25 protein-coding genes are annotated in these 25,684 nt (G+C 71.6%); 18 read left to right on the top strand and 7 right to left on the bottom strand.

All coding sequences use genetic code 11. The features are described from left to right. Positions 1-50: 50 nt before the first annotated feature. A complete protein-coding gene (locus tag IE134_RS27060; RefSeq protein WP_030719305.1) occupies positions 51-866 on the top strand; it encodes an ABC transporter ATP-binding protein in 816 nt (271 codons plus the stop codon). A gap of 218 nt (positions 867-1,084) precedes the next feature. Here IE134_RS27060 and IE134_RS27055 read toward each other — a convergent pair whose 3' ends face one another. Further along, positions 1,085-2,008, bottom strand: a complete 924-nt coding sequence (locus tag IE134_RS27055; protein WP_189431997.1) for a DUF8017 domain-containing protein — start codon at positions 2,006-2,008, stop codon at positions 1,085-1,087. 230 nt (positions 2,009-2,238) lie between these two features. On the opposite strand from IE134_RS27055, the gene IE134_RS27050 reads away from it, so the two are divergent. From IE134_RS27050 to IE134_RS27025, 6 genes are all read left to right on the top strand, one after another. Continuing rightward, a complete protein-coding gene (locus IE134_RS27050) occupies positions 2,239-2,781 on the top strand; it encodes a DUF5709 domain-containing protein (protein WP_030719311.1) in 543 nt (180 codons plus the stop codon). A 113-nt stretch (positions 2,782-2,894) separates the two neighbouring features. Next, a complete protein-coding gene (gnd, locus tag IE134_RS27045; RefSeq protein ID WP_030719314.1) occupies positions 2,895-4,337 on the top strand; it encodes an NADP-dependent phosphogluconate dehydrogenase in 1,443 nt (480 codons plus the stop codon). Between the two features lie 175 nt (positions 4,338-4,512). Beyond that, the gene (locus IE134_RS27040; protein ID WP_189431996.1) at positions 4,513-5,613 is read left to right on the top strand and encodes a Dyp-type peroxidase; all 1,101 of its coding nucleotides are present in this window, start codon (positions 4,513-4,515) and stop codon (positions 5,611-5,613) included. Continuing rightward, complete coding sequence (locus IE134_RS27035) at positions 5,613-6,410, top strand: family 1 encapsulin nanocompartment shell protein (RefSeq protein ID WP_097983529.1); 798 nt, start codon at positions 5,613-5,615, stop codon at positions 6,408-6,410. Before IE134_RS27040 ends, IE134_RS27035 begins: the two co-directional genes overlap by 1 nt. 32 nt (positions 6,411-6,442) lie before the next feature. After that, the gene (locus tag IE134_RS27030) at positions 6,443-7,831 is read left to right on the top strand and encodes a type III PLP-dependent enzyme domain-containing protein (protein WP_189431995.1); all 1,389 of its coding nucleotides are present in this window, start codon (positions 6,443-6,445) and stop codon (positions 7,829-7,831) included. A gap of 554 nt (positions 7,832-8,385) precedes the next feature. Further along, entirely contained in the window at positions 8,386-9,156 is a 771-nt protein-coding gene (locus IE134_RS27025) for a PIG-L family deacetylase (protein WP_189431994.1), read from the top strand. A 54-nt stretch (positions 9,157-9,210) separates the two neighbouring features. On the opposite strand, the gene IE134_RS27020 is transcribed toward IE134_RS27025, so the two are convergent. The 3 genes from IE134_RS27020 to IE134_RS27010 all read right to left on the bottom strand — a co-directional run bounded on the left by IE134_RS27020 (position 9,211) and on the right by IE134_RS27010 (position 11,115). Continuing rightward, positions 9,211-9,564, bottom strand: coding sequence for a GNAT family N-acetyltransferase (locus tag IE134_RS27020; protein WP_030719340.1), 354 nt, complete (start codon positions 9,562-9,564; stop codon positions 9,211-9,213). A gap of 41 nt (positions 9,565-9,605) precedes the next feature. Then, positions 9,606-10,031: an aspartate 1-decarboxylase gene (gene panD / locus IE134_RS27015; protein WP_097972713.1), complete on the bottom strand. Its 426-nt coding sequence runs from the start codon at positions 10,029-10,031 to the stop codon at positions 9,606-9,608. Positions 10,032-10,251: 220 nt separating this feature from the next. Next, the gene (locus IE134_RS27010; RefSeq protein WP_126931924.1) at positions 10,252-11,115 is read right to left on the bottom strand and encodes a hypothetical protein; all 864 of its coding nucleotides are present in this window, start codon (positions 11,113-11,115) and stop codon (positions 10,252-10,254) included. A 302-nt stretch (positions 11,116-11,417) separates the two neighbouring features. Between IE134_RS27010 and IE134_RS27005 the strand changes: the two genes are divergently transcribed. Both IE134_RS27005 and IE134_RS27000 read left to right on the top strand, forming a co-directional pair. Next, positions 11,418-12,215 (top strand): peptidoglycan-binding protein, encoded by a 798-nt coding sequence (locus IE134_RS27005; protein WP_098018650.1) that lies wholly within the window; start codon positions 11,418-11,420, stop codon positions 12,213-12,215. Next, a complete protein-coding gene (locus IE134_RS27000; RefSeq protein ID WP_189431993.1) occupies positions 12,212-13,078 on the top strand; it encodes a helix-turn-helix domain-containing protein in 867 nt (288 codons plus the stop codon). Before IE134_RS27005 ends, IE134_RS27000 begins: the two co-directional genes overlap by 4 nt. 9 nt (positions 13,079-13,087) lie before the next feature. Here IE134_RS27000 and IE134_RS26995 read toward each other — a convergent pair whose 3' ends face one another. Further along, positions 13,088-14,578 carry a carboxylesterase/lipase family protein gene (locus tag IE134_RS26995; RefSeq protein WP_189431991.1) on the bottom strand — a complete coding sequence of 497 codons (1,491 nt, stop codon included), beginning with the start codon at positions 14,576-14,578 and terminating at the stop codon, positions 13,088-13,090. Positions 14,579-14,675: 97 nt separating this feature from the next. Between IE134_RS26995 and IE134_RS26990 the strand changes: the two genes are divergently transcribed. The 4 genes from IE134_RS26990 (at position 14,676) to IE134_RS26975 (ending at position 18,438) form a co-directional block, all read left to right on the top strand. Then, the gene (locus IE134_RS26990) at positions 14,676-15,275 is read left to right on the top strand and encodes a TetR/AcrR family transcriptional regulator (RefSeq protein WP_098018655.1); all 600 of its coding nucleotides are present in this window, start codon (positions 14,676-14,678) and stop codon (positions 15,273-15,275) included. 272 nt (positions 15,276-15,547) lie between these two features. After that, a complete protein-coding gene (locus IE134_RS26985; protein WP_189432049.1) occupies positions 15,548-16,420 on the top strand; it encodes a glycoside hydrolase family 19 protein in 873 nt (290 codons plus the stop codon). Positions 16,421-16,572: 152 nt separating this feature from the next. Next, on the top strand, positions 16,573-17,757 hold the full coding sequence (locus tag IE134_RS26980) for a spore photoproduct lyase family protein (RefSeq protein WP_098018657.1): 1,185 nt from the start codon (positions 16,573-16,575) through the stop codon (positions 17,755-17,757). Between the two features lie 255 nt (positions 17,758-18,012). After that, positions 18,013-18,438: an ATP-binding protein gene (locus IE134_RS26975; RefSeq protein ID WP_050513774.1), complete on the top strand. Its 426-nt coding sequence runs from the start codon at positions 18,013-18,015 to the stop codon at positions 18,436-18,438. A 26-nt stretch (positions 18,439-18,464) separates the two neighbouring features. Here the strand turns inward: IE134_RS26975 and IE134_RS26970 are convergent, their stop codons facing one another. Continuing rightward, positions 18,465-18,839 (bottom strand): STAS domain-containing protein, encoded by a 375-nt coding sequence (locus tag IE134_RS26970; protein WP_189431989.1) that lies wholly within the window; start codon positions 18,837-18,839, stop codon positions 18,465-18,467. A gap of 177 nt (positions 18,840-19,016) precedes the next feature. On the opposite strand from IE134_RS26970, the gene IE134_RS26965 reads away from it, so the two are divergent. From IE134_RS26965 to manD, 5 genes are all read left to right on the top strand, one after another. Further along, positions 19,017-19,811, top strand: coding sequence for a FadR/GntR family transcriptional regulator (locus IE134_RS26965; RefSeq protein WP_030719404.1), 795 nt, complete (start codon positions 19,017-19,019; stop codon positions 19,809-19,811). Positions 19,812-20,009: 198 nt separating this feature from the next. After that, on the top strand, positions 20,010-21,326 hold the full coding sequence (locus tag IE134_RS26960; protein WP_189431987.1) for an ABC transporter substrate-binding protein: 1,317 nt from the start codon (positions 20,010-20,012) through the stop codon (positions 21,324-21,326). Beyond that, on the top strand, positions 21,326-22,315 hold the full coding sequence (locus IE134_RS26955; protein WP_030719410.1) for a carbohydrate ABC transporter permease: 990 nt from the start codon (positions 21,326-21,328) through the stop codon (positions 22,313-22,315). Before IE134_RS26960 ends, IE134_RS26955 begins: the two co-directional genes overlap by 1 nt. Next, positions 22,312-23,157 carry a carbohydrate ABC transporter permease gene (locus tag IE134_RS26950; protein WP_030719412.1) on the top strand — a complete coding sequence of 282 codons (846 nt, stop codon included), beginning with the start codon at positions 22,312-22,314 and terminating at the stop codon, positions 23,155-23,157. The genes IE134_RS26955 and IE134_RS26950 overlap by 4 nt, the downstream gene beginning before the upstream one ends. Positions 23,158-23,196: 39 nt before the next feature. Continuing rightward, positions 23,197-24,411: a D-mannonate dehydratase ManD gene (gene manD, locus IE134_RS26945; RefSeq protein WP_030719415.1), complete on the top strand. Its 1,215-nt coding sequence runs from the start codon at positions 23,197-23,199 to the stop codon at positions 24,409-24,411. A 48-nt stretch (positions 24,412-24,459) separates the two neighbouring features. Here the strand turns inward: manD and IE134_RS26940 are convergent, their stop codons facing one another. After that, positions 24,460-25,650 carry a cytochrome P450 gene (locus IE134_RS26940; protein ID WP_189431985.1) on the bottom strand — a complete coding sequence of 397 codons (1,191 nt, stop codon included), beginning with the start codon at positions 25,648-25,650 and terminating at the stop codon, positions 24,460-24,462. Positions 25,651-25,684: the final 34 nt, after the last annotated feature.

The raw sequence follows: 25,684 nt of genomic DNA, 5'->3' as shown, positions 1-25,684 counted from the left end.
CAGCTACCCTTCGTGCGGTGAACACCGACGCGAAGGGGTCGACCGACGCCATGGACGGGAACACCGGCATCAGTCACGGGCGTGTGGTCGCCGCCCTCGACGGTGTGAGCATGCGCCGCCACAGCGGCGGGCAGGTCATCCTCGACGCCGTCGACTGGACCGTCCGGGCCGGTGAGCACTGGGCGCTGCTCGGTCCCAACGGGGCGGGAAAGACCAGCGTCCTGCGTCTCGTCGGCGCCACCGCTTTCCCGACGGCCGGCACGGTCGAGGTCCTCGGCCACCGGCTCGGCCGGGTCGACGTGCGGGATCTGCGCGCCCTGATCGGCCACGTCTCGACCTCCCGCGTCCCGGGCGACCTGACGGGCCACGGCGTCGTGCTCACCGGCCACACCGGCACGGTCCAGCCGCTGTGGAGGAAGTACGACGGCGAGGTGCGCGAGCGGGCCCACGCGCTGCTCGCCGAACTCCAGATCAAGGACCTCGCCGACCGTGAGTACGGCGTCTGCTCGGGTGGCCAGCGCGCCCGGATCCTCATCGCCCGCGCCCTCATGGCGGACCCGGCACTGCTGCTGCTCGACGAGCCGTTCAACGCGCTCGACCTGCCCTCGCGGGAGGACCTCATCGACACCATGCGCCATCTCGCCTCGGCCCGGCCCGAGTTGTCGACGGTGACCGTCACCCACCATCTGGAGGAGCTCTCTCCGGCGATCGGTCACGCCCTGCTCCTGCGCGAGGGGCGCGTTCTGGCGCGCGGGGCGATCGAGGGCGTTCTCACGGCCGAGCGCATGACCGCCTGCTTCGGCCGCCCCATCGAGGTGACCCGGCACGCCGGCCGCTGGCTGGCGCGCGCCGACGGCCACGCGTAGGCCACGGCTAAGCCGTGGCCGTGCAGTGCGGTACGGCCTGTTCCGGGCGCCGCGTCGGCGGGCGCCGGGGGCACGGCCGCGCGGGCGGCGGCCGGAGGCGGCGCGGAGGAGGCCCGGTGCGGGCACTTACTCGGCGCCGCGTCCCATGGGCCGGGTGTACGGGGCAGCGGAAGGCCCCCGTCCGCATCGGCCGGGGCCCTCCCGGGTGGCACCGGAGGTCAGGGTGTGCTGTCGACGAGCCGGACCGTGCCGAGGATCTTCCGCACGGTCGGCTCGGGCACCTCGTCGTCGACACCGCGGACTCCGACGAACGTCCAGGAGAGGGTCTCCCCCGCCGGGTTCTCGAAGGCGAAGGCGGTCGCCTTGCCGTCGTAGGCGCAACGGCCCGGCCCATCGACGCCGGTCGAGGCGGCCGTCGCCACGCTCCCGGTGAGGCCGGACTTCGTGGTGAACGGCTTCGCGGCCCCGGTGGCGACCTTCTCCTTCGCCGGCTGGGCGTAGCTGCCGTAGACCCACAGGCGGGCGTTCTCCCGGGCCGCTTCGGCGGTGTCGCGGGCGTCGGGCTCGGCCCGGGAGCCCACGGAGGCCAGCGGGGTGTCCTCCTGGGTGCCGTTGCCGTCGTCGTCGGACCGGCACCACTTCTCCTTGAGGATCGCCGGGGCGGCGAACCCGACGAGCGGGGTCTCCTCGGGGTCGCCGTTCTCCGCGACGTACGTCACCCATCCGGACGACTTGACCGCCCAGTCCACCGGTACGTCGAAGGCGATGCCGCGCTGGGGGTTGACCACCGTCTTCCAGCCCGGCACGAGGGGCGCGGTGCCGTCCCGGGCTCCGCCCCGGGGCTCGCCAGGGGACGCGGACCGCGGGACAGCGTCTCCGGTGGGTCCAGCGTCCGGCTTCCCGTCGTCCCCGTCGCCGCCGAGCACCAGGAATCCGGTGATCCCGGCGGCCAGCACGACGGCGGTGGCCGCGACGACCGCGATGACCGAGCTACGGCGGCCGCCGCCGGACGGGGACGGGGGCGGGCCGGGGTGCGCGTTCCAGGGCGCCCCGCCCCCGGGAGCGGGCGGCTGTCCCGCGTACGGCGGCCATGGGCCCTGCTGCTGGTGTTCGCCCCCGGGCGACTGCTGTCCGTACCCCATGGAGGGTCACCCTATGCCGGGCCGTTCGACGACTCGAACAGCCCGGCGTCCACGAGTCTCCGTGCGCCGGAGAACGGGGCGCGACCTGCGTACGGACCGTTTCACGCCACCCGCGCGGGGCACCGGAATCCGATCTTCCCTTTGCGGCCGGAGCAGGACCGGAGTGGAATTGCGTACAGGGGACAGTGGTATTCGGTACTCCCGGAGGCTCCCGGAGGAAAGGACGCGCCATGAGCGACACCGACTGGGGGGACGACGTCTACCAGCCCCAGCAACCCGAGGCTTCCGACCCCGCCGAGCAGCTCGGCGCGGAGGACACGCTCATGGACCCGTCCGGTACCGGCGATCCGCTGGACGAGGGCTACGCGCCCCCGGACCGCCCGTGGGTGGTCGAGGGACTCGGCACCACGGCCAACGAGCGGCACTCCGGCGAGTCCCTCGAAACGCGGCTGACGAGGGAGGTTCCCGAGCCGGACGGCTCCCTCGGCGACGGTGTGGGCGATCTGGTGGACGGCGACGGCGAGCCCTGGGACAACGAGGTGGGCGTCGCCCGCGCCGGTCGGCTGACCCAGCAGGCGGAAGGGACCGTACCGGCCACCCTGACCGCCAGCGACGTGGGCATCGACGGGGCGGCCGCGTCGGCCGAGGAGGCCGCGATGCACGTGATCCCCGAGCCGGGGGACGACGACGCGCTCCTGGAGCCCTCGCCGGTCGCGGGCAGTCCCGGAACCGATCCCACCACCGGTGGCACGGCCGCCTCGCCCTCGCCCTGAGCGGGCCGCCGACGAGCGCCCGCCCCTGAACGCGGCTGTCCCCGCGCCCGTACTCCCCTGACCGAAGCACCGCACCCGAAGAGCGGTACGTACCGCACCCCAGGAGCACACAGATGAGCGGCACTGCTCAGATCGGCGTCACCGGACTCGCGGTCATGGGCCGCAACCTCGCCCGGAACTTCGCCCGCAACGGCTTCACCGTCGCCCTGCACAACCGCACCACGTCCCGGACCGACGCCCTGGTCGAGGAGTTCGGTGACGAGGGCACCTTCGTCGCCGCGCACACACCCGAGGAGTTCGTCGCCGCGCTGGAGCGCCCCCGGCGCCTGGTGATCATGGTGAAGGCGGGGGATCCCACCGACGCGGTGATCCAGGAGTTCGCGCCGCTGCTGGAGGAGGGCGACGTCATCATCGACGGCGGGAACGCCCACTTCGAGGACACCCGCCGCCGCGAGAAGGAGCTGCGCGAGCGCGGGATCCACTTCGTCGGGGTGGGGATCTCCGGCGGCGAGGAGGGCGCGCTGAACGGGCCCAGCATCATGCCGGGCGGTTCGGCGGAGTCCTACGCGTCGCTGGGCCCGATGCTGGAGAGGATCGCCGCGCAGGCGAAGGACGGCACGCCGTGCACCGCCCACATCGGTCCGGACGGCGCGGGACACTTCGTGAAGATGGTCCACAACGGCATCGAGTACGCGGACATGCAGCTCATCGCCGAGGCGTACGACCTGCTGCGCGCCGTCGCCGGGTACTCCCCCGCGCAGATCGCCGACGTCTTCCGTACGTGGAACACCGGCCGGCTCGATTCGTATCTGATCGAGATCACGGCGGAGGTCCTCGCCCACACCGACGCGGCGACCGGGAAGCCGTTCGTCGACATCGTGCAGGACCGGGCCGAGCAGAAGGGCACCGGGCGCTGGACCGTACAGATCGCGCTCGATCTCGGGGTCCCGGTGTCGGGGATCGCCGAGGCGGTCTTCGCCCGGTCGCTCTCCGGCCACGCCGATCTGCGGGAGGCGGCGCGCGGCCTGCCGGGGCCCACGCCGGAGCCGCTCGACGAGGCGGGAGCGGCGGCGTTCGCGGACCGGGTGGAGCAGGCCCTGTACGCCTCCAAGATCGTCTCGTACACGCAGGGCTTCCACCAGATCAGGGCGGGCAGCGAGGCCTACGACTGGGACATCGACCTGGGCTCAGTGGCGGCGATCTGGCGGGCGGGCTGCATCATCCGGGCCGCGTTCCTCGACCGTATCCGCGCCGCGTACGACGGCCGGCCGGACCTGGTGAGCCTGCTCTCCGACAAGGAGTTCGGGCAGGAGATCGGCGCGGCGCAGGAGGACTGGCGGGCGGTGGTGGCCGAGGCCGTGCGCCAGGGCGTGCCGACCCCGGGCTTCGCCGCCGCGCTCGCGTACTACGACGGGCTGCGCGCGGACCGGCTGCCCGCCGCGCTCACCCAGGGCCAGCGGGACTTCTTCGGGGCGCACACCTACCGGCGTACGGACCGGGAGGGTTCGTTCCACACGCTCTGGGGCGGCGACCGGTCCGAGGTCGGGGCGGGCTGACCCGGCCGCGTCCCATCCGGGGCCGGCTGACCAGGCGGGGCGCTCCCGGCGTGCGGGCGGGAGTGGGGCGATGCGGGCTGACCCGGCCGGTCCACCCCGGGTGCGGGGGGCTGCGGGACGTGGCTTAGTGGCTGCGAGTCCTGTTCTCCTGTCACCTTCGTCCTGGAGTGCGCGCATGCCCGACGCCGTCCCCGATCCCGTCTCCGTACAGCCCGTCGTGGCGCCGTTGACGAACGCGGCGCTGATCCTGGTCGGCACGATCGAGCCGGGCGGCGAGGGCGCGGTACGGGACGTGCTGCCGGATCTCGCGGCCGTGGCCCGGTCGCTCGGTTTCCGCTTTCCGGACGCCGATCTCGCCTGTGTGGCGGGGTTCGGCTCCAGCGCCTGGGACCGGCTGTTCGCCGGGCCGCGCCCCGCGCACCTGCACCCGTTCCCGGAGCTGCGCGGGCGGTTGCACCACGCGCCGGCGACCCCGGGCGACGTGCTGCTGCACATCCGGGCCGAGCGGATGGACGTCTGCTACGCGTGGGCGGCCCAGCTCCTCGACAAGCTCGGCGGAGCCCTGCGGATCGTGGACGAGACGCACGGCTTCCGCTACTTCGACCACCGGGACCTGCTCGGATTCGTGGACGGTACGGAGAACCCGGTCGGCGACGCGGCCCGTGCGGCGGCGCTGGTCGGCGCGGACGACGACCCGGACTTCGAGGGCGGCAGCTACGTCGTCGTGCAGAAGTACCTGCACGACCTGACGTCCTGGAACGCGCTCACCGTCGAGGAGCAGGAACGCGTCATCGGCCGGACCAAGCTGGACGACGTGGAGTTCCCTGACGACGACAAGCCCGCCGACTCCCACCTCGCCCTCAACACCATCACCGATCCGGACGGCACCGAACGCGACATCCTGCGGGCGAACATGCCGTTCGGGAGCTTCGGGAAGGGCGAGTTCGGTACGTACTTCATCGGGTACGCCGCCGATCCCGACGTGACCGAACGCATGCTGCGCAACATGTTCCTCGGCGATCCGCCCGGGACGCACGACCGCATCCTCGACTTCTCCACCGCGGTCACCGGCTCCCTCTTCTTCGCCCCCCGCGCCGACTTCCTGGACGACCCGCCGCCCCTGCCCTCCCTGACCCGCTCCAGGGACCGGCCGGAACCGGCAGCCGCACCGGTCGGGCAGGAACCGGCGGCCGCCCCCGTCCGGCGGGAGCCGGTCCCGGCCGGTTCCGACCACGGTTCGCTGCGCATCGGCAGCCTGCAAGAAAGTGCCCAGTGATGAACAATCTGCACCGCGAACTCGCACCGGTCACCCCGTCCGCCTGGGACGAGATCGAGGAGGAGGCCCGGCGCACCTTCCGCCGCCATGTGGCCGGCCGCCGCGTCGTCGACGTGTCCGACCCGGACGGTCCGACACTGGCCGCCGTGGGCGACGGCCATCTGCGCGACATCGATCCGCCCACCCCGGACGTGCTCGCCCGGGCCCGCACGTCGATGCCGGTCATCGAGTGGCGGGTGCCGTTCACGGTGAGCCGCCAGGCCGTGGACGACGTGGAGCGCGGCTCCGCCGACAGCGACTGGCAGCCGGTCAAGGACGCGGCCCGCACCTGTGCGTTCGCCGAGGACATGGCGATCATCGACGGGTACGCGGCGGCCGGAATCACCGGTCTGCGGGACGGCTCCTCGCACGAACCGCTGCCGCTGCCGGCTGACGCGCGGGACTATCCGGTGGCGGTCAGTCAGGCCGTGACGCGGCTGCGGCTGGCCGGTGTCGACGGGCCGTACCGGCTGCTGCTCGGCGCTGACGCGTTCACCGAGGCGGCTGAGACCTCGGACCACGGGTATCCGGTCAAGACACACCTGAGCCGGCTGGTGGACGACGAGATCCTGTGGGCGCCCGCGGTCAAGGGCGGGGTGCTGCTGTCGACGCGGGGCGGGGACTTCGAACTCTGCCTGGGGCAGGACCTGTCGATCGGCTACGCGGACCACGACGCCACCAGCATCCACCTCTACTTCCATCAGGCCTTCACCTTCCGGATGCTGACGCCGGAGGCCGTGGTCGGCCTGATCGCCTGACCCCGGGGGCAGCCATCAGGGACGCTGGCCGTATGACGCAGACGACTTCCGCACCCCAGCACGAGGACGGCACGGCACCACCCGCCGCGCGCTTCGACGCCATCGTCGAAGCGGCCGTCCAGCAGGGGCTGCTGGGCGAGGGCGGTCCGGTCGCCGGGTTCATCGACACGGCGGGGGTACGCGCCTCCGTCGGGGCCCTGCGGGACGCCTTCGCCGCCACGCCCGAGGTGCTGCACACCTTCGCGGCCAAGGCCTGCTCCCTCATCCCGGTGCTGAGGCTGCTGGCCGACTGCGGCATGGGGTGCGAGGTGGCGAGCCCCGGTGAACTGCGCCTCGCCCTGGAGGCCGGGTTCCCCGCGTCCCGTGTCGTCCTGGACTCCCCCGCCAAGACCCGCGAGGAGATCCGGCTGGCGCTCGCCCTCGGCGTGGCCGTCAACGCCGACAGCCTCGGTGAACTTCGCCGCATCGACGCCCTCCGGAACCCGAGCACCTCCTCGGTGCTCGGGCTGCGGGTCAACCCCCAGGTGGGCGGTGGTTCGATCGGGCCGATGAGCACGGCGACGGACACGTCGAAGTTCGGGGTGGCCCTGCGCGACCCGGGGGCCCGCGAGGCGATCGTGGAAGCCTTCCGGGAACGGCCGTGGCTGACCCGGCTGCACGCCCATGTGGGCTCCCAGGGCTGCCCGTTGGAGCTGATCGCGGCCGGGGTGGCCCGGACGTACGAGCTGGCCGAGGAGATCAACGCCACGCTGGGCGCCCGGCAGATCACGAGCCTGGACATCGGCGGCGGGCTCCCCGTCAACTTCGCCGACGAGACCGTGCGCCCCAGCTACGCGGACTACGTGGCGGCCCTGACGGCCGCCGCCCCCGGCCTCTTCTCCGGACGCTATGCGCTGGTCACGGAGTTCGGCCGGTCGCTGGTGGCGAAGAACGGGTTCATCGGGGCCCGGGTGGAGTACACGAAGGACGCCGGAGGCCGCCGGATCGCGCTCACCCACGCGGGAGCGCAGACCGCCACCCGTACCGTCCTGATGCCCGACGCCTGGCCGCTGCGGATCGGCGCGTTCGGCCCTGACGGCGCCCCCAAGGCCAGCCCGGTGCTGGCGCAGGACATCGCGGGTCCTTGCTGCTTCGCGGGGGACGTGGTGGCGTACGGGAGGGAGCTGCCGGAGCTGGCCGAGGGCGATGTGGTGGTGCTGTACGACACGGGGGCGTACTACTTCTCCACCCCGTGGGCGTACAACAGCCTGCCCCGCCCGGCGGTGTACGGATTCCGGGTGGCGGCGGGGCAGGAGGGGGAAGGGCCGGGGCACGCGGGGGCGGTGACGTTCGCGACCGTGCGGGGGCCGCAGTCGTTGGACTCCATCGCGGCGGAGAGCGGACTCGCGCACGTGGACGCCCTGATCGAGCGGGACGACTGAGGGAGCAGGCGGGACGGGTCACCGGGGAGCGGGCGGGACGGTCCGGGCCGAGGAGCCCCTGGACAGCCGCCCTCGCCGAGGAGCCCCCGGGACGACGCTCATCGTCGTCCCGGGGGCTCCCGCGGTCACGTCCCGGCCGGTTGCGGCTCCGGTTCCGGATCCGGTACGGGGTCCGGGCTGGGGCCCGGCGGCTGCGGGATCGGGTCCGGTGCGGGGCCGGGCGGCATCGGCCCGGGCCCCGGCGGAACGGGCGGCGGGCTGGGCACCGGCGTGGGCGGGCCCGGCACGGGCGGAGGGGTCGGCGAGGGCGGTACGGGGTCGGGGTACGGGTGGGTCATCGCGATCCTCCACAACGGCACGAAAAGGACAGATGGAGCTTTCCTCCACCGTCTCCCGGTGCGGCTGCCCGCGCCTGCCGAGTCCACACATACGCCCGGTGGCCGAGGAGCGCGTGGACGGAGGTGCAGGCCCGCCCGGAGTGGGCAGGACTCCGGGCACGACGCCCGGAGCCGCCCGGTTCCGCGCTCGTCGCGGCCGACGCGAAAGGTTTCCCCATGCCCCTGCCGAGTGTTCTCGCCGTCCACGCCCATCCGGACGACGAGGCCCTGTTCTGCGGAGGCGTCCTGGCCCGGCACGCGGCGGCCGGGGCCCGTACGGCGGTGGTCACGGCGACCTGGGCGGAGGGCACGCGCCGGGCAGCTGAGCTCGCCCGGGCCCTCGACGCCCTGGGCGCGGGCGTCCCCCGGCTGCTCGGCTACGCGGACGCCCGCGTATCGGAGTCGGCCCCGGGCAGGCCCCGGTTCCTGGACGCACCGCTGGACGAAGCCGTGGCGGCCCTGGTCGGCCACATCCGTGACGTGCGCCCGGAGGTCGTGATCACGACGGACGCCTACGGAGGCATGACCGGGCACCCCGACCACGTTCACGCCCACCGGATCACCGCGCTGGCGGTGCGGTCCGCCGGACTGCCCGGGTTCTGTCCAGGCGCCGGCGCCCCCTGGCAGCCGAGCGCCCTGTACCTCGCCACCCACCCCCGCTCGGCGGCCGTCGCGGTGGGCGGACGGATGACCGGGTCGGGCACCCCGGCAGATGCGCTGTACTGCTCCGAGGATGCCTGGATCACCACGACCGTCGACGTCCGCCCCTGGCTTCCGCAGAAGCTGGCCGCGATCCTCGCGCACCGCAGCGAGGTGGAACGAGGAGCGGCACCCGGCCGGATCGCCGCCCTGACTCCGGCCGTCCAGCGCGAGGTGCTGGGCACCGAGTGGTACATCCGCGAGGACCTGGGGCGCCGGTGCGGGTCAGCCACGGAACTGAGCGCGTGATCCGCCCCGGACCGAGCCCGTGATCCACCCCGGTCCGGGCTCCCCTTGTCTCGGTCAGAACAGCTCGGGATGATCCCTGAGCTGCCGCTTCGCCTCGTGGACGAGCTCGGCCGACGCCTCGGGCGCCTCGTCGGGGTGGCGCTCGGCCCACTTCGCCGCGTACGGGCACAGCGGAACGACGGGGACGCCCTCTCGAGCGGCCATCGCGTAGAACTCCCGTACGAGCGCGCCCGCGATGCCCTTGCCCTCGTGTTCGGGCCGGACGACGGTGTGGACGGCCACGAGCGCGCCGGGAGCCGGGGCCATGACGAAGTACGCGATGGTCCCGGCCGACTCACCGCCCTCGTACGCCACGAGGTTGCCGTGCTCCCGGTCGTCCCTGATCTCCACAGCAGCGTTCTCCGCCATCGGCTTCCGCCCTCTCCTGGTCCTGGAAGCGGCCGGCGCTCTCAGCCGCCCGCGACGACGGCCTGCGGGCTCCGCTCCGTACGCGTCCCGGGAACCGGCGCCGAGGCGTCGGTGCCGAGCGCCACGATCCGGTTGTCCGCGTCCACGTGCACGACCCGCGGCACGAGGGCGCGGGCCTCCGCGTCGTCGACCTGCGCGTAGCTGATCAGGATGACCAGGTCACCGGGGTGCACGAGGTGTGCGGCCGCGCCGTTGATCCCGATGACACCGGAGCCTCGCTCGCCCTCGATGACGTACGTCTCCAGGCGGGCGCCGTTGTCGATGTCAACGATATGGACCAGCTCGCCCGGCAGCAGGTCGGCGGCCTCCATCAGAGCGGCGTCAATGGTCACGGAGCCGACGTAGTGCAGGTCGGCCTGGGTGACGGTGGCACGGTGGATCTTGGACTTGAACATGGTGCGCATCATCGGAGTGCTCCCGAGTTTATGGCTCCCTGCCTACGTTTTTGCAGGTCAAGGGCCTTTTCCTTACGCTACAACGCGTCGCGTGTCCGGGCAGCGTTCACCCCCTCACGACCCCCAAAGCCTACGCAGTACACCTCTCGAGAACGCTCGTGATGATCGTCACCCCCGACAGCGGCGACACGCCCCGGACGCATGGGAAGTCCGGGGCGCGGTCGCGCCGGTGTCAGCCGGTGATGGCCGCCTTCAGGGTCGACGTCTTGCCGTTGGGATGCTCGAACCTGGCGGTGGCGTAGTACTCGTTGGTACCGCCAGGGTTGGGCGTGTCCCGGCTCACCGTCGCGGAGTATGACGTCGTCCGCTTGGTGCACGGCTGGCAGAGATTCCTGGTTGTGCCCGTGGTGCTCCCGTCGATCTCGGATCCCACACCTATGGATATCGGGATGATGTACCCGCCCTTGACCGGCGTATAGGTGAGGCGGCTGCGCTCCTGGGGAGTGTCACGGTAGCTGCGTACCTCGTACCTCACGCACACCTTCCCGGCCGTGTACGTGAGGCACGTCTGGTCCGCCGTCTGCCACGCGCCCCACGAGGCGTGCAGGTCCCACAACGAGCCGTCGCCGAACTCGCCCTGCACCTTGTACGGTCCGGAGCTCGCCGTGTGAACCGGGGACCAGGCGGAGGTCCACGCGCCGGCCTGTGGTGCGCAGCCTCCCGCGCAGACCTCGGAGAGGCCCGCGCCGGTGTTCCAGTGATAGGCGGTCGGTTTCATCTCGTAGCCGTTGAGGGGGGACAGGACCACTCTTCCCCGGTAGCCCGTGACCGAGCCGGTGTCGGTGACACGCTTCTGTACCTCGGCACAGATCTCTCCCCGGGACGTGACGCCGTCGAGGGCGGTGTACGTCTTGCAGACCGTGTCCATGGCCTGCCACGTGGGGGCGGCCGAGACGTCGGAAGGCGCGACCGCGACCGCGGACCTCGGACCTGGTGACGCAGCCGCCATGGCTGTGCCCGTGATGGCCAGGTTGCCGGTGGCGGCGATCCCGACCGCCGCGCCGGCACTGACGAGTGCCTTCGTGAAAGCTCGCATGCTGTCCCCCTCGATGGACGTGCGCTGGAAGGAGCCGACCGCAGCGGCCGGCTCCGCAACGAGACTGCGGGTTCGGCGGGCTCTTCGGCCACAGGTGACGTGGAAGTGACCCCGTCCCGGGACGTCCCGCCCTCTGACCTGCTGCGATGCAGCCCGCCGAGTCCCTGCGGCGGGACTGCCACGACAGACGGCCGGCTGGTTTCCCGCCGGACGGGACGCCGCGAGCCCCGTGGCGGCTGGTGCAGAATGAGGCCGGGACACGGAGGGCGGGGCTTGCGGTCCCCAACACGAGTGGGGGAAGCGTGTCGCGCTGGAAGGAACTGCCCGCGGAGCTGCATCCACAGGTCCGTCAGCTGATCGTGCGACTGCGCAGGCTCAAGGACCACAACGAACTGAGCACGCGGCAACTGGCCACGAAGACCGGGTACAGCGCGAAATCGTGGCAGCGCTATCTGAACGGCAGGTCTCTGCCGCCCCGGGCGGCCGTCGAGGCGATGGCCCGCGTCGGCGGTGACGATCCGGCCCGGCTGCTGGTGCTGCACGAGATCGCCGCCCAACGCTGGGCAGAAGCCAAGGCGGTCACCACCGACAGCCCCGAGGACTCCTCCCCGGCACCGGAACCCACCCCCGCGAAGCATCAGCCCTACGGGCGCCACCTGCGCGCGGCGGTCACGGCGGGAGCCGTTGTCACCGCGCTGTCCGTCTCCGCGGCACTCCTGCTGGCCGTGCGGCTCACCGAGGCCCGTGCCCAGCTCGCGCACGACCGCGGCGATGCTGTCGTGACGGCCCCGGCCACCGTGTCGGCGTCCCTGGTGCCGGTCATCTACACCTGTCGGCTGGAGCAGCGAGAGGGCCGTTGGCACGCGAACCTGAGCCCGGCCACGGACATCCTCCTGTCCAACACCCAGGTGGGGCCCGAAGTGGCCGAGGCACAGTGCCTGTTGCACCGGGCGGGCACCGCGCCGGGAGAGATCGACGGCATCTTCGGCCCGAAAACCCGACGGGCCGTCGAGCGCATGCAGAAGCGGAACGGGCTGATCGTCAACGGGGTCATCGACCCGCCCACCTGGCAGGCCCTGCGGGAGGCGACGCCGAAGTGATCACGGAACACACGCGACTGGTCGCGGCGCTGCGGGAACTGCGGGCCGGTGCGGGGCTGAGCCTGGCCGCGCTGGCGGAGCGAACGCCGTACAGCAAGTCCTCGTGGGAGCGTTACCTCAACGGCAAGAGCCTGCCTCCTCGCCAGGCCGTACGGGAACTGTGCCGGCTCGCGAACGAACCGGACGGGCGGCTGCTGGCCTTGTGGGAGATCGCCGAGTCGCAATGGAGCGCCCGCGCCGCGACCCCTGCATCCGCACCTCCCATGGATGAGCCGACGCAGCGGAATCCTCAGCAGTCGCCACCGTCCGCCGGGACCGGGTGGCGGCGACTCGGCAGGAGCAGGCTCCTGGTGGTGCTGGCGTCGGCGTACACCGTGATCGTCGGCGGTGTCGCCGTCCTGCTGTTCCTCCTGTTGCCGGACTCCGAAGCTCAGGAGGCCGGGCGACCGGCCTCCGTGCCGTTCTCCGTCGCTCCCCAATGCCACGGCGCCGCCTGCGAGGGCCGGGACCCGATGCGTCTGATCTGCGGCATCGACCCCGACACCCTCGCCTCGTACCGCACGGCCACCGGCGCCCACATCGAGCTGCGCCACAGCAGAAAGTGCGGTGCGAGCTGGGCCCGGACCTGGGGAACGGAGATCGGCGACCGGGTGGACGTCACGGCAGACGGACCGACCCACGGCGTGCGCATCCGGAACAAGGACGACGCGGCGACGTTCGTCTATACCGAGATGACCGAGGTCCGTCCCGGCAGCACCGTCCGGGCCTGCTTCCGCCCGGCGTCGGCCGACGGCGAACGGGAGTGCGTCGAGGCCCGCGTGGGCAAGGCCGCCACCACGACCCGGCCACCCTCACCGCAGTGAGGGAGGCCCTTACGCATGATCGAAGGGGGCGGGGTGGTGGCCTTCCCAGATCGTGCGGGATGCCTGTTCGGGGTAGGGCAGCGTCTTCGACTCTGCGTCCAGGACGCGGGTGAGGTACGCGTCAGGCCGGTGGGCGGACCAGCCCGGGTCGCCGGTGGTGATGAAGCGGACCCATGCGTCCTGGAGTTCGCGGGAGAGCGCGACAGCTTCGGGAGTCGGCTCCTCGCCGATGAGCTGGGTGCCTACGGGACTGTCCAGCGTGCCGAACGCCAGCGGCAGGTCGAGGCTGTGGCAGGCGCCCAGGATGCCGCCGAGGGCCGGGGCGACCCAGGACAGTTCGAACAGGTACGAGGTGCCGCCGGCTGCGGCGTTCGCCTCGGCGAGTTTCTGTGACGGCATACGGAAGAGGGCGTCGGAGTACACCGTCTCGACGAGCTCCTCCGGGCCCGCTTGCGGGAACGCGGCGCGGTAGGCCCGCGCGCCGTCCGGTTGCGGGGCGAGCAGGTCCAGGGCCGCGTGGGCGTCCTCCTCGGTGAAGGTGCCGTACCGTCCACTGATGACGCTGAAGTACCGGAATTCGTCCCGGGCGTGACCGACGAGCAGTTCGGCGCCGTTCGCCCGCGCGCCGGTCAGCGCGGTCCAGGGGGATTCCGGGAGGACCTCGCCGTCGACGACGGGGCACAGCGCGGTGCCGGTCTCCGTGAGGCGTCCCCAGCTCTCCCGGTGCGCGTGGAGGCCGGCGTTGAAGGAGGTGAGCTCGGCGGCCAGGTGCCAGGGGTCGATGTCGCGCAGGGCCTCGGCGGTGGGGGCCGCAGCGCCGAGCCGGTCCGTGAACGCGGCGGTGACCTGGCGTGCCAGCGCGGGAGTGCTGTGCAGTCCCGGCACCGAATGGGCGATGGCGCGCCGGAACAGGCCGCGCGCGGACTTCATCGTCAGCAGGGCGGCGACCGAGCCCGCCCCGGCGGACAGCCCGCCCACGGTGACCCGGCCGGGGTCGCCACCGAAGGCGGCGATGTTGCGCTGCACCCACTCCAGCGCCGCGATCTGGTCGAGGAATCCGCGGTTGGGCGGCACGTCGTCGAGGAACGCGAACCCCTCCGCGCCCACACGGCAGTTGATGGTCACCACGACGACTCCCGCCCCGGCCAGTGCGGCCGGGTCGTACATCGGGTCGCTCGACACCGCCGAGAGGTAGCCGCCCACAGGGATCCACACCAGCACCGGCAGTCCCGCCGCGCCGGGATCCGGAGTGCCGACGTCGAGCGTCAGCCAGTCGGTGCCCTGCGGGGTCACGTCGATCGGCAGGGACAGCGGCACCACGGGGCCGAACTCGACCGCCTGCCTCGTCCCCTCCCAGCGGTGCGGCGGCGCGGGGGCTGCGAAGCGGAGGGCTCCGACCGGAGGCCGGGCGTAGGGGATGCCGCGGAACACCGCGTGCCCCTGCCGCCGGAGCCCCTGCACCACGCCTTCCGTGGTCCGCACCTTCGGCTGTTCGGACATGACGACTCCTTCCCTGGACCGGACTCCAGGATGATGGGTCAGGTGTATTATGTCGAGCGTATGGGAACAGTCCTGCGGTACGAGGGAGGGGCCTGCGGTGCCGAAACAGGTGGATCACCGCGGACGCCGCGAAACGATCGCCCGCGCCCTGTGGCGGGTGGTGGAGCAGCGCGGCGTCACACAGCTGACGATGCGCGTGGTGGCACAGGAGGCGGGCATGTCACTCGGGCAGTTGCAGCACTACTTCGCCTCCCGGACCGCCATGCTCTCCTTCGCCATGGATTTCGCGTCCGAGCAGACCTCGGTGCGCGTGACCCGGGGGCTCGCAAAACTCGGCGACCGCCCGCACCCCCGTGACGTACTGCGACTGACGCTCGCGGAATTGCTTCCCCTGCATGCCGACGCCCGCGCGACCAGCCGGATGAGCGCCGCCTACGCCCTGGAGGCGCTGCACGACCGGGCCGTGCACGAACAGGCACGCCACGGCCTCACCCAAGGGCGTTTCCTCGTCGAGCAGTTGGTCCGCCAGGCGATCGCCGACGGGCACATCGACTCCGGCCGCGACCCGGCGACCGAGACCAACCTGCTCCTCGCCCTCACCGGCTTCACCCCCCTGATCGAACTCGACGTGATCGAGCCCCGGGACGCGCTCGCCGCGATCGACGCGCACTTGGACCGGCTGTTCAGCGGTACGTGACCTGCCTCTGGGCGGTTCCGGGGCGCGGGCAGCCCCGGATCAGCTCGGCGGCGCACCCCGGCCTCGCTCGCCGACGGGTGACCCGACGCCGACGCCCGCCGCATTTCCCTCACTCGACCATTGGTCTATACCTTGACTGGATCATGTCAAGGCGCTTGAGTGTGGTCACACCCCCATCACGGTCGTGACCGGACGCCGCGCACCCCGGTCCGGGCGGCCGTCATGCGTAAAGGAGTGATCGAGTGCTCAGACATCGCATCGCGAGAACGCTCATGACCCTGCTGCTGGTGACCGGGCTCGCGGCGGCGTTCGCCCCCGCCGCCTCGGCGGCCCCCCTCAAAGCCGCCGCCAGTCTGTGCGACACGGCACCCAACTGGCAGGCGGGTTCCTGGTACACGGCGGGGACCGTCGTCCGTTTCAACGGGGCCTACTACATCGCCGAGCACGACAACCCGGCCTACGATCCGACCATCAGCACGTGGTACTGGGACCCCTACACCTGTGGCGGCGGCAACCCGCCCACCACCGGCTTCCCGGTCAGCCAGGCGCAGTTCGACCAGATGTTCCCGAACAGGAACTCCTTCTACACCTACAGCGGGCTCGTCTCCGCGCTGAGCGCGTACCCGGCGTTCGCCAACATGGGCAGCACCGAGGTCAAGCGTCGCGAGGCGGCGGCCTTCCTGGCCAACGTCAGCCATGAGACGGGCGGCCTCGTCCACATCGTGGAGCAGAACACCGCCAACTACCCGCACTACTGCGACTGGAGCCAGCCCTACGGCTGCCCGGCCGGACAGGCCGCGTACTACGGCAAGGGACCCATCCAGCTCTCCTGGAACTTCAACTACAAGGCCGCGGGCGACGCACTCGGCATCGACCTGCTGAACAACCCCTGGCTCGTCCAGAACAACGCCTCCGTCTCCTGGAAGACCGCCCTCTGGTACTGGAACACCCAGAACGGCCCGGGGTGGATGACCGCGCACAACGCGATCGTCAACAACCAGGGTTTCGGTCACACGATCCGTGCCATCAACGGCAGCATCGAGTGCAACGGCGGTAATCCCGCCCAGGTGCAGAGCCGCATCAACAAGTTCCAGCAGTTCACCCAGATCCTGGGCACCACGCCCGGTTCCAACCTGAGCTGCTGACGCGCTTCACAGCGATCGCGGGCCGGGGCCGACGCCTCCGGCCCGCGATCCCCCGGTACGGCCGCGTCGCGGTGTTCGCGGGCGCGTGTCCGCGTACGGTCGGGGGCGGCCCGGACCCAGCAGCTCCGGAACACCGGATCAGGAGCAGCGCCGTGCAGCCGACCTCAGGTGGAGACCCCTTCGACGGAGAACCGGAACAGCAGGCCCTCTTCGGCTGGGCCGACACGGCTCCCGCCGCACCCCCGGAGCACGACGGGTCCTTCCGGATCAGCGCGACGGCCCGGCGCATGCTGGACATCCGGGAGGTGTACGGAGAGCCGGCCGCGCTCGCGTCCCCCCGCGGGCAGCAGATCCTGGCCCGCCTGCCGGAAGTGCCGATCACCGAGGTGGCGGGCCACTGGCGCATTCCCTCCCTCCACGGGAACGCCGGCAGCGTCGCCCGCTGGACCCGGATCAAGCGCGAGACGCTGGTCCTCGGCGTCCGGCAGAGCCTGACCACCCGCCCCAACGGACGGTCCGCCGACTTCATCGCCCCCGGCGCGTCCAACGGCTGCGCGATGGCCTGCGCGTACTGCTACGTGCCGCGCCGCAAGGGTTACGCCAACCCCATCACCCTGTTCACCAACATCGAGGCGATCATCGCCCACATCCAGCGGCACGTACGGGCCCAGGGGTCCAAACCGGAGCCCAACCAGTGCGATCGGGACGCCTGGGTGTACGACGTCGGCGAGAACGGCGACTGCTCGGTCGACGCCTTGATCTGCGACAACACCGCGGACCTGATCGCCGCGTTCCGCGCACTGCCCACCGCGAAGGCATCGTTCGCGACGAAGTTCGTCAATCCCGACCTCCTCGATCTGGACCCGGGGGGCCGTACCCGGGTGCGGTTCTCGCTGATGCCGCAGGACGACTCGCGCCTGCTGGACATCCGTACCAGCCCCGTGGCCCAGCGCATCGCGGCCGCCGCCGACTTCCTGGACGCGGGCTACGAGGTTCACTTCAACCTCTCCCCGGTGGTGCTGCGGCCCGGGTGGCAGCGGGACTGGGCGGAGCTGCTCACCCATCTCGACGACGTGGTACCGGACCGGGTGAAGGAGCAGGCGGCCGCCGAGGTCATTCTGCTGACCCACAACGAGCAACTCCACGAGGTCAATCTGGGCTGGCACCCCCGGGCCGAGGACGTCCTGTGGCAGCCCGCCGCGCAGGAGACCAAGCGCTCGCAGAACGGTGCGATCAACGTCCGCTACGAACTTCAGGTCAAGCAGCGGGCCATCGGTCGGCTCCGCGAGCTGATCGCGTCCCACGCTCCTTGGCTCCGCATCAGATACGCGTTCTGACGCCGCCTGCCGCCGAGACCCGGCCCACGGCCTGCCTTCCGGGCGAACGGCGAGCCCGCGGCCGAGAGGGGCATCGGCGCTTGTCGCCCGTCGGCAGATCATGCACGCCGATGCCCCGTCGGACACCGTGACCACGCACACCACGCGATCACCACGATTGTTCGGCCGCAGTACGGGTATGCGGCGTGTTGTCCCCCCGTGCGTGCCGACCGCGGGACAGAGATCGTTCATACATCGCGAAGGCCGGGGAGCGCCATGTCCGACATCATCTCTGCACACGGGGAGGGGCGGAGCGAGTCCGCCGGACCCACCGCCACGGACCGGCGAGTGCCGACGTGCGCGGCGGCGCGGGACCTGATCACCTCGCTCCTCCAGCGCTGCGCGGCCGACACGTCGGCGGCCAGAGGGGACGCACATCTGGCCGCCACCGAGCTGATCAGCAACGCGATCCGCCACGGCGGCGGCCTCACGGGGTTCTCCGCCGATCTGAGCCCCGACTCCTCCCGGCTGCGCCTCGCGGTCGAGGACGCCGACTCACGTCTGCCCCGCAGCCCGTCCGAGACCGACCGCTTCCAACCGGGCGGGCGGGGGTGGGCCCTGGTGAGGCGGCTGGCCGACACCTGCTCCGTGACCCGGCTGCCGGGCGCGGGAAAGCGGATCACGGTCACCTTCGCCCTCTGACCTCCTCGGGCAGGGCCCCCCGCCGGTCACGGCCCGTTCTCCTCCCGCCGGGCGCACTCCCGCAGGCCCGTCGCGACGTCGGGATGAAGCTGGAACGCCTCCTCCGTCCCCGTGACCTTCAAAAGCGAGGCCAGCATGCCGGAGACGCCCGCGAGATGGACGGGCACGAAACGGATCGCCTGAAGGGCCGCGTTCAGGAAGGACGAGTCGGCGAAGGTGATGCCCGAGCAGTCGAGAAGGACGGCCGTGCGGGTACGGGTGGCCTCGGACAGCGCCATGCGGAGCGGCTCTATGCAGTCGATGTCGACGTCGCCGACGATCCGCACCAACCACACAGTCGGCGTCCGGCGGAGTTCCGCCGTGATCGACGTGCCCGCAGGGAAGTCTCCAATAGTTTCCACACGGCAATACTTACAGAGCCAAATGAATGTTCCGCAAGTCGATCGCAGACGAGCGGTTTCCTGCAGGAAACGCACTTTCCGCTCGCCCGATCCGACGTGATCAGCGACGGGGCTCCACCCGGCCAGGTCCGGTCCGGAGCCTCCATCCGCCTCCGACCCGGCCTGTACGCTGCGATCATGCAGCCGTCCGTCCCCTCCTCCTCCCCGTCGGGGTCCGCCCGGCGCGGGCTCCTGACCGAGCGCATCGCCCGCGAGCTGGAGCACGACATCCGTTCCGGTGAGATCGCCGTCGGGACGAAGCTCCCCTCCGAGCGGGAGCTCGCCGCCCAGTTCGGCGCCAGCAGGAACGTCGTGCGCGAGGTGCTGCGGCGGCTGGAGGCCCAGCACCTGATCGAGGTGGCTCCCGGCCGCGGCTCCTTCGTCCGCGAGCAGTCCTCGGGGCAGGCCCGGGGGTACGACGCGCTGTACCGGGCGGGGCGGCCCACCGTCCGGCAGCTGATCGAGGCGCGGATCCCGCTGGAGGTCGAGATGGTCCGGCTGGCGACCGAGCGGGCCACCGAGGAGGACATCGCGGCGATGCGGGCCGCCCGGGACGGGCTGGAGTCGGCGACCGACGTCGTGGTGAAGGCCCAGGCGGACATGGAGTTCCACGACGCCATCGCGGTGGCCAGCAAGAATCCGGTGCTGAGGATCATGCTGTCGTCGATCGGCGGGATGATGTTCGAGATGATGCTCCGCTCGAACTCCGACCCGTCGATCGGGGAGCCCGGCGTACCGCACCACCCGGAGATCTTCGAGGCGATCGAGGCGCGGGACGTGGACCTCGCGTGCGCGCGGATGCGGGAGCACCTGATGCTCGGTCTGCGGACCTACGGGGCCGATCTCGACGTACAGGTCGACACCATGGCGCGCAATCACATCGAGACGCTGCTGGGGCAGACCGAGGGCCGCCGGACCTCCGCGGGGCGGTAGTCCCCTTCTCATCGGCCTGGGGCGGAACTCGTCCGTCCGGTCCGTGGGATTCTTGGCTTCAGGGTCTGGTCGGGGAGGTTTCCCTGCTGTTACGGTCCCGCGTAGACCAACTGGTCCTACCAGTTGGACCAGGTCGGACCAGTCCGGTTTCCCGAGGGGGCCGGCACGCGACACGTACGCAGAGAAACGAGGACGAGGATGTCCACGAGCAGCCAGCTCCTGAGCCGGCGCGCCTTCGGCAAGCTCGCCGCGGGGGTCGCGGCGACCGCCGGGGCGGGCGCGCTGAGCGCCTGTGCGGGCGGGGGCGGCAAGCCCTCGGCCGACGCGCCGTTGCGGATCATGGCGATCAACCATGTCTGGTCCCAGGCCGTGAAGCGCAGTATCGCGGAGTTCGAGGAGCGCGTCGGGCGGCGGGTCTCGATGACGCTGCTCACCGCCGACCAGCTCGCCGGCAGCTACAACGTCAAGCTCAACGCGTCGGGGACGGACGTGGACGTGATGATGGTCCGCGCGCTCCAGGAGCAGTTGCTGTTCGGCCACAACGGCTGGCTCGCGGATCTCAGCGACCGGGTCGCGGACGACCGGTTCGCCTGGGACGACTTCCAGGACGCACCGCGCGAGGCGTCGGTCACGGCCGGGAAGGTGCTGAGCGTCCCGGTGGTGACCGAGCGCCCCGCCCTCTACTACCGCAAGGACCTGGTGGCGGATCTGGGCGGGCCGCCACGCACCCTGGAGGCGCTGATGGAGGGCGCGCGGGAGCTGACCCGGCGGAAGGACGGCTTCTACGGGTATGTCGGCAGGGGCCAGCGCAGTGGCGCGGTCTCCCAGTGGTCGAGCTTCCTCTACTCGTACGGCGGGGACTTCGTCGTGGACGGGAAGTCCGGGATCGGCAGCGCCGAGGCCGTCGCCGCGTACGAGTACTACGGCCGCCTGCTGGCCGGCTCGGGACCGCCCGGGGCCACCAACATGAGCCTCGAACAGGCTCTGCCGGTCTTCGCGCAGGGCAAGGCCGCCTTCTTCGTCGACGCCGACGCGATCTACAGCAGCTTCCTCGATCCGAAGGTGTCGCGGGTGCGCGAGACCGTGGGCTTCGCGCCCTTCCCGGCCGGGCCGGCCGGGGCGAAGCCGCACAACATCCCGTCCTGGAGCCTCGGTATCAACACCTTCTCCCGACTGCGCGACGAAGCCTGGGAGTTCATCCGGTGGGCGGCCGGGCCCGAGATGTCGGCCGCGCTGCAGAAGGAGGGCATACCCGGCGCCCGCACTTCCGTGTGGTCGGACCCGAAGACGCTGTCCGCCTTCCCGCCGCAGCTGGCCGAGGCCATGCGGATCAACGCGGAGCGCGGCGTCGGCCACGACCGGCCGCGCGTCCTCCAGGTCGGCCGGGCCCGGGACATCGTCGGCCGTCCGCTGGTCGCGGGCATCCTCGGCCAGTCCGTGCGGCCGGTCGTGCGTGACGCGGACGCGGAGTTCGCCGATTTCCTCGTCCGCGACAACCGCCACAAGGAGTCCTGATGCCCGCCACGGAGACCACGGAGACCCGAGGAGTGGCAGCGGACGACCGGAGTGCCACCGCACGCACCCGGCGCTCGGCGCCTTCCCGAGGCGGGCGGCGGCAGCGGACCTTCGAACAGGCCAACCGGAGGCTCAAGTGGGCGATGCTGGCCCCGGCCGTGCTGTTCGTCGGCCTGATGATCGTCTTTCCGCTGGTCTTCACGCTGAACCTCAGCCTCACCGACGCCTTCGGGGCGGTGAACGCCGACAGCGCCCACATCGGGCTGCGCAACTTCGGTGACGCCCTGGGCGACACCCGCCGGTTCTGGCCCGCGGCCCGCCGCACCCTGGTCTTCACGGTCGGCGCGGTGGCCCTGGAGACGGTGCTCGGGCTCGCCCTGGCGATGCTGATGCGCAAGCCGTTCAAGGGGATGCGATGGGTACGGACCGTGCTCATCATCCCGCTGCTCGCCACCCCGGTCGCGATCGGCATCCTGTGGCTGCTGATCCTGGACCCCACCAACGGCATCGCCAACCACCTGCTGGAGGCGGTCGGTCTGCCCCGGCAGGAGTTCCTCGGCTCGGTCGGGCAGTCGCTGCCGACGCTGATGCTCATCGACGTGTGGCAGTGGACCCCCATGATGACGCTGCTGCTGCTCGCGGGCCTGACCACACTCCCCGAGGAGCCGGAGGAGGCCGCCCTGATGGACGGGGCGAACGCCTGGCAGCGCTTCCGTCACGTCATCCTGCCGATGCTCGGGCCGACCCTCGCCACCGCCCTGGTGCTGCGCGCCGTAGACGCGCTGAAGACCTTCGACCTCCTGTACGCCACGAAGGGCGCGGGCGGCGGTTCGGACTTCGAGGTGGAGACCCTCAACGTCTACGCCTACGGGCTCACCTTCGACTACCAGGAGTACGGTCTCGCCGCCGCCGTCCTGGTCCTGTTCACGCTGTTCATCATCGGTGTCGTGGTGCTGCTGCGCCGCCGGGGCGGAAGGAAGAACGCATGAGTGCCACCCTCTCCCCCGCGCGGGCCCGGCGCGGCCGGCGTCTCGGTTCCTGGCTGCGGGGCATCGCCATCACCGTCGTGACGCTCGTCTTCGCGCTGCCGCTGGTGTGGATGTTCGCCGCCGCCTTCAAGACCAACGTGCAGGTCACCGATCCGTCGGTGGGGTTGTGGTTCACACCCACGCTGGACAACTTCCGTGCCGTCGTCGAGGCCGGGCAGATCGTGCGCTCGATGGGCAACTCCCTGCTGGTCGGGGTGGTTTCGACGGTGCTCTCCGCGGTGATCGCGGTGCCGGCCGCCTGGGCGGTCGGCCGGTTCTCCATGCACCGCACCGGTTCGGTGATCCTCGTGGCGCGGATCGTCCCGGCGATCTCGCTGCTGGTGCCGTGGTACTACCTGTTCGCGCGGATGGGCCTGGTCGGCTCCTACACGGTGCTCGTTCTCAGCCATATGTTCGTCTCGGTCCCGCTGATCATGTGGATCATGATCAGCTTCTTCGCCGGGCTGCCGGTCGAGCTGGAGGAGGCCGCCCGCACCGACGGGCTGAGCGCCTTCGGCGCGTTCTGGCGGATCTCGTTGCCGCTCGCCGCGCCCGGCACCGCGACCGCGTCCCTGCTCGCCTTCGTCTTCAGCTGGAACAACTTCATGTTCGCGCTGGTCTTCTCCGACGACCGGACCCAGACCGTGCCGGTCACCCTGTTCAACTTCATCTCCTACGCGAGCACGGACTGGGGCGGTCTGATGGCCGCCGCGGCCCTCATCACCGTGCCCGTGGTCCTGGCCGCCCTCCTCGGCCAGAAGTACCTGGTGGCCGGGCTGACGTCCGGCGCCTCCAAGGGCTGACCCCTTCAACTCCCCCACCTGCGGAAAGAGCACACACGCATGAAGATCGTCGACGCGAAGGTCGTCGTCACCAGCCCCGGCCGCAACTTCGTCACCCTGAAGCTGACGACCGACGAAGGGCTCACCGGCCTCGGCGACGCGACCCTCAACGGGCGGGAGCTGGCCGTCGTCAGCTACCTCACCGACCATGTCGCCCCGCTGCTCATCGGGCTCGACCCGCATCGCATCGAGGACACCTGGCAGTCGCTGTACCGGGGCGCGTACTGGCGGCGCGGCCCGGTGACCATGGCCGCCATCGCCGCCGTCGACGTGGCGCTGTGGGACATCAAGGCGAAGGCCGCCGGGCTGCCGCTGTACCAACTGCTGGGCGGCGCGAGCCGGGAGCGGGTCGGGACGTACGGTCATGCCAACGGGCGGGACATACCCGAGCTGCTCGACTCCGTACGGGCCCGGCTCGCCGAGGGCTATCCGGCCGTCCGCATCCAGTCCGGCATCCCCGGGCTCAAGGCGGTGTACGGGGTATCCGACACCGACGAAACCGGTGCGCCGGTCCTCCACCAGCAGGCCCGCCCCCTGGTGGAGGACTGGGACACGGCGGCGTACCTCCGTCATGTGCCGACCGTGTTCGAGGCGGTACGCGCGGAGTTCGGGGCCGAGCTGCCGCTGCTGCACGACTCCCACCACCGGCTCACCCCGGTCCAGGCCGCCCGGCTCGGCAAGGACCTGGAGCCCTACCGGCCGTTCTGGCTGGAGGACTGCACCCCGGCCGAGAACCAGGAGGCGCTGCGCCTGGTCCGCCGGTCCACGACGACGCCGCTCGCCGTGGGCGAGGTCTTCAACACGGTGTACGACTACCAGACCCTGGTCACCGAGCAGTTGATCGACTACGTCCGCTCGGCGGTGACCCACTTCGGCGGGGTCACCCCGCTGCGGAAGCTCTTCGACTTCGCCGCGCAGTACCAGATCAAGAGCGCGATCCACGGCCCCGAGGACATCTCCCCGGTCGGGATGGCCGCAGCGGTCCATCTCGACCTGGCCGTGCACAACTTCGGCATCCAGGAGTACTCCGGCCACACCCCGCTCACCGACGAGGTGTTCCGGCACGCCTACACCTTCTCCGACGGCCACCTGCATCCGGGCGAGGCGCCCGGCATCGGGGTGGAACTGGACGAGGAGCTGGCCGCCGCCCACCCGTACGCGGCCGCGTATCTGCCGGTCAACCGGCTCCACGACGGGACCGTGCACGACTGGTGACGCCCGGTGCGGTGCGTACCGGCGACGCTCCCGGCACCACGGGCGCACCTACCACCTGACGCGGAGGGACCGGGGGCTGCGCGAGGTCGTCCCGGTCCGCCACACGACCGTGTCCGTCGGGTCGGCCAGGCACAGCTCCGGGAAGCGGGCGGCCAGGCGGTGCAGGGCGAGCTGGAGTTCCGTACGGGCCAGCCAGGCGCCCAGGCAGTAGTGGGGCCCGGCGCCGAAGGACAGCGTGGGGGCCTCCAGCGGGGCGAGCAGGTCGTGGAGTGTGGCGGGCGGGAAGACCTCCGGGTCGCGGTTGGCCATGCCGCAGTCGGCGAGCACGATCGCGCCCGCCGGGATCGTCACCCCGCCGACCTCGACGTCCGCAGCGGCGTGCCGGGTACTGCCCCGGTCGTCGCCCAGCGGTACGAGGTGGACGAGCCGGTCCGCGACGCGTTCCGCGGCCTGCTCGTCGGCCCCGAGACGGGGCCAGGTCTCGCGGCGTTCGCCCAGGAGGTAGAGCAGCGCGTTGCCGAGCATGGTCATCGTGCTGTCGTGGCCGCCGACGACAAGACCGCACACCAGGCTGACCAACTGCGCCTCGGGAACGCCCCCTTCCTCGTCGGCCGCCGCGACGATCCCGCTGACCAGATCATCGCCCGGAGCCCGGCGCCGCTGCGCGAGGAGATCGGCGCCGAACGCGCTGAACTCCTTCAGTGCCGACGCCACTTGTTCGCTCTCGTGGGTGCCGTCGGAGAAGGCGTGTTCGCTCCAGGTCCGCAGCCGGCCCCACACCGACTCGTCGAGTCCCATCAGCCGGCTGATCACCGCGACCGGCAGGGGGAGGGCGAACTTCGCTACCGCGTCCGCCGGTTGCGGTTGTGCCTCCAGCCGGTCGAGGAGTTCCTCGACGATCGCGGCGATCCACGGGCGCCAACGGGCGACAGCCCTCGGGGTGAACGCACGCCGCAGGGTGCGGCGCAGCCGCAGATGGTCGGGGCCGTCCTGGTTGAACATGAGGTCGGGGTCGTTCACGAGGTCCGGTACGTCGGAGAGGGCCGGGGCGTCGGGGGCGTACAGCCGGGCCCGGCCGAAGCGCGGGTCGGAGAGCACCTGGCGGACGTCGGCGTACCGGCTGACCAGCCAGGCGGGCGTGCCGCCGGGAAGTTGGGTGCGGCAGGGCGGCCCGGGCGCCTCGAAACGCAGGCGGTGCATCGGCTCCGGGGCCGGTTCCGTGGGGTCGGTGGGGTTCAACGTGCCTCCCGTTGCAGCGAGGGGAGAGAGTGAG

Origin of the sequence: Streptomyces rubiginosohelvolus, assembly GCF_014649875.1 — a bacterium.
In the GTDB taxonomy this organism is placed as follows: Bacteria; Actinomycetota; Actinomycetes; order Streptomycetales; family Streptomycetaceae; genus Streptomyces; species Streptomyces rubiginosohelvolus.
Note: the sequence above shows the minus strand (reverse complement) of the source record. Positions and strands in the feature narration are given on the sequence as shown.

Coding starts and splice junctions, on each gene's coding strand:
- IE134_RS27025 (WP_189431994.1), top strand. CDS start 8,386: ATGCCCCTGCCGAGTGTTCTCGCCGTCCACGCCCATCCGGACGACGAG.
- IE134_RS26995 (WP_189431991.1), bottom strand. CDS start 14,578: ATGTCCGAACAGCCGAAGGTGCGGACCACGGAAGGCGTGGTGCAGGGG.
- IE134_RS26965 (WP_030719404.1), top strand. CDS start 19,017: ATGCAGCCGTCCGTCCCCTCCTCCTCCCCGTCGGGGTCCGCCCGGCGC.
- IE134_RS27055 (WP_189431997.1), bottom strand. CDS start 2,008: ATGGGGTACGGACAGCAGTCGCCCGGGGGCGAACACCAGCAGCAGGGC.
- IE134_RS26950 (WP_030719412.1), top strand. CDS start 22,312: ATGAGTGCCACCCTCTCCCCCGCGCGGGCCCGGCGCGGCCGGCGTCTC.
- IE134_RS26975 (WP_050513774.1), top strand. CDS start 18,013: ATGTCCGACATCATCTCTGCACACGGGGAGGGGCGGAGCGAGTCCGCC.
- IE134_RS27060 (WP_030719305.1), top strand. CDS start 51: ATGGACGGGAACACCGGCATCAGTCACGGGCGTGTGGTCGCCGCCCTC.
- IE134_RS26960 (WP_189431987.1), top strand. CDS start 20,010: ATGTCCACGAGCAGCCAGCTCCTGAGCCGGCGCGCCTTCGGCAAGCTC.
- panD (WP_097972713.1), bottom strand. CDS start 10,031: ATGATGCGCACCATGTTCAAGTCCAAGATCCACCGTGCCACCGTCACC.
- IE134_RS26955 (WP_030719410.1), top strand. CDS start 21,326: ATGCCCGCCACGGAGACCACGGAGACCCGAGGAGTGGCAGCGGACGAC.
- IE134_RS27020 (WP_030719340.1), bottom strand. CDS start 9,564: ATGGCGGAGAACGCTGCTGTGGAGATCAGGGACGACCGGGAGCACGGC.
- IE134_RS27035 (WP_097983529.1), top strand. CDS start 5,613: ATGAACAATCTGCACCGCGAACTCGCACCGGTCACCCCGTCCGCCTGG.
- IE134_RS27050 (WP_030719311.1), top strand. CDS start 2,239: ATGAGCGACACCGACTGGGGGGACGACGTCTACCAGCCCCAGCAACCC.
- IE134_RS27010 (WP_126931924.1), bottom strand. CDS start 11,115: ATGCGAGCTTTCACGAAGGCACTCGTCAGTGCCGGCGCGGCGGTCGGG.
- IE134_RS26985 (WP_189432049.1), top strand. CDS start 15,548: ATGACCCTGCTGCTGGTGACCGGGCTCGCGGCGGCGTTCGCCCCCGCC.
- gnd (WP_030719314.1), top strand. CDS start 2,895: ATGAGCGGCACTGCTCAGATCGGCGTCACCGGACTCGCGGTCATGGGC.
- manD (WP_030719415.1), top strand. CDS start 23,197: ATGAAGATCGTCGACGCGAAGGTCGTCGTCACCAGCCCCGGCCGCAAC.
- IE134_RS27040 (WP_189431996.1), top strand. CDS start 4,513: ATGCCCGACGCCGTCCCCGATCCCGTCTCCGTACAGCCCGTCGTGGCG.
- IE134_RS27030 (WP_189431995.1), top strand. CDS start 6,443: ATGACGCAGACGACTTCCGCACCCCAGCACGAGGACGGCACGGCACCA.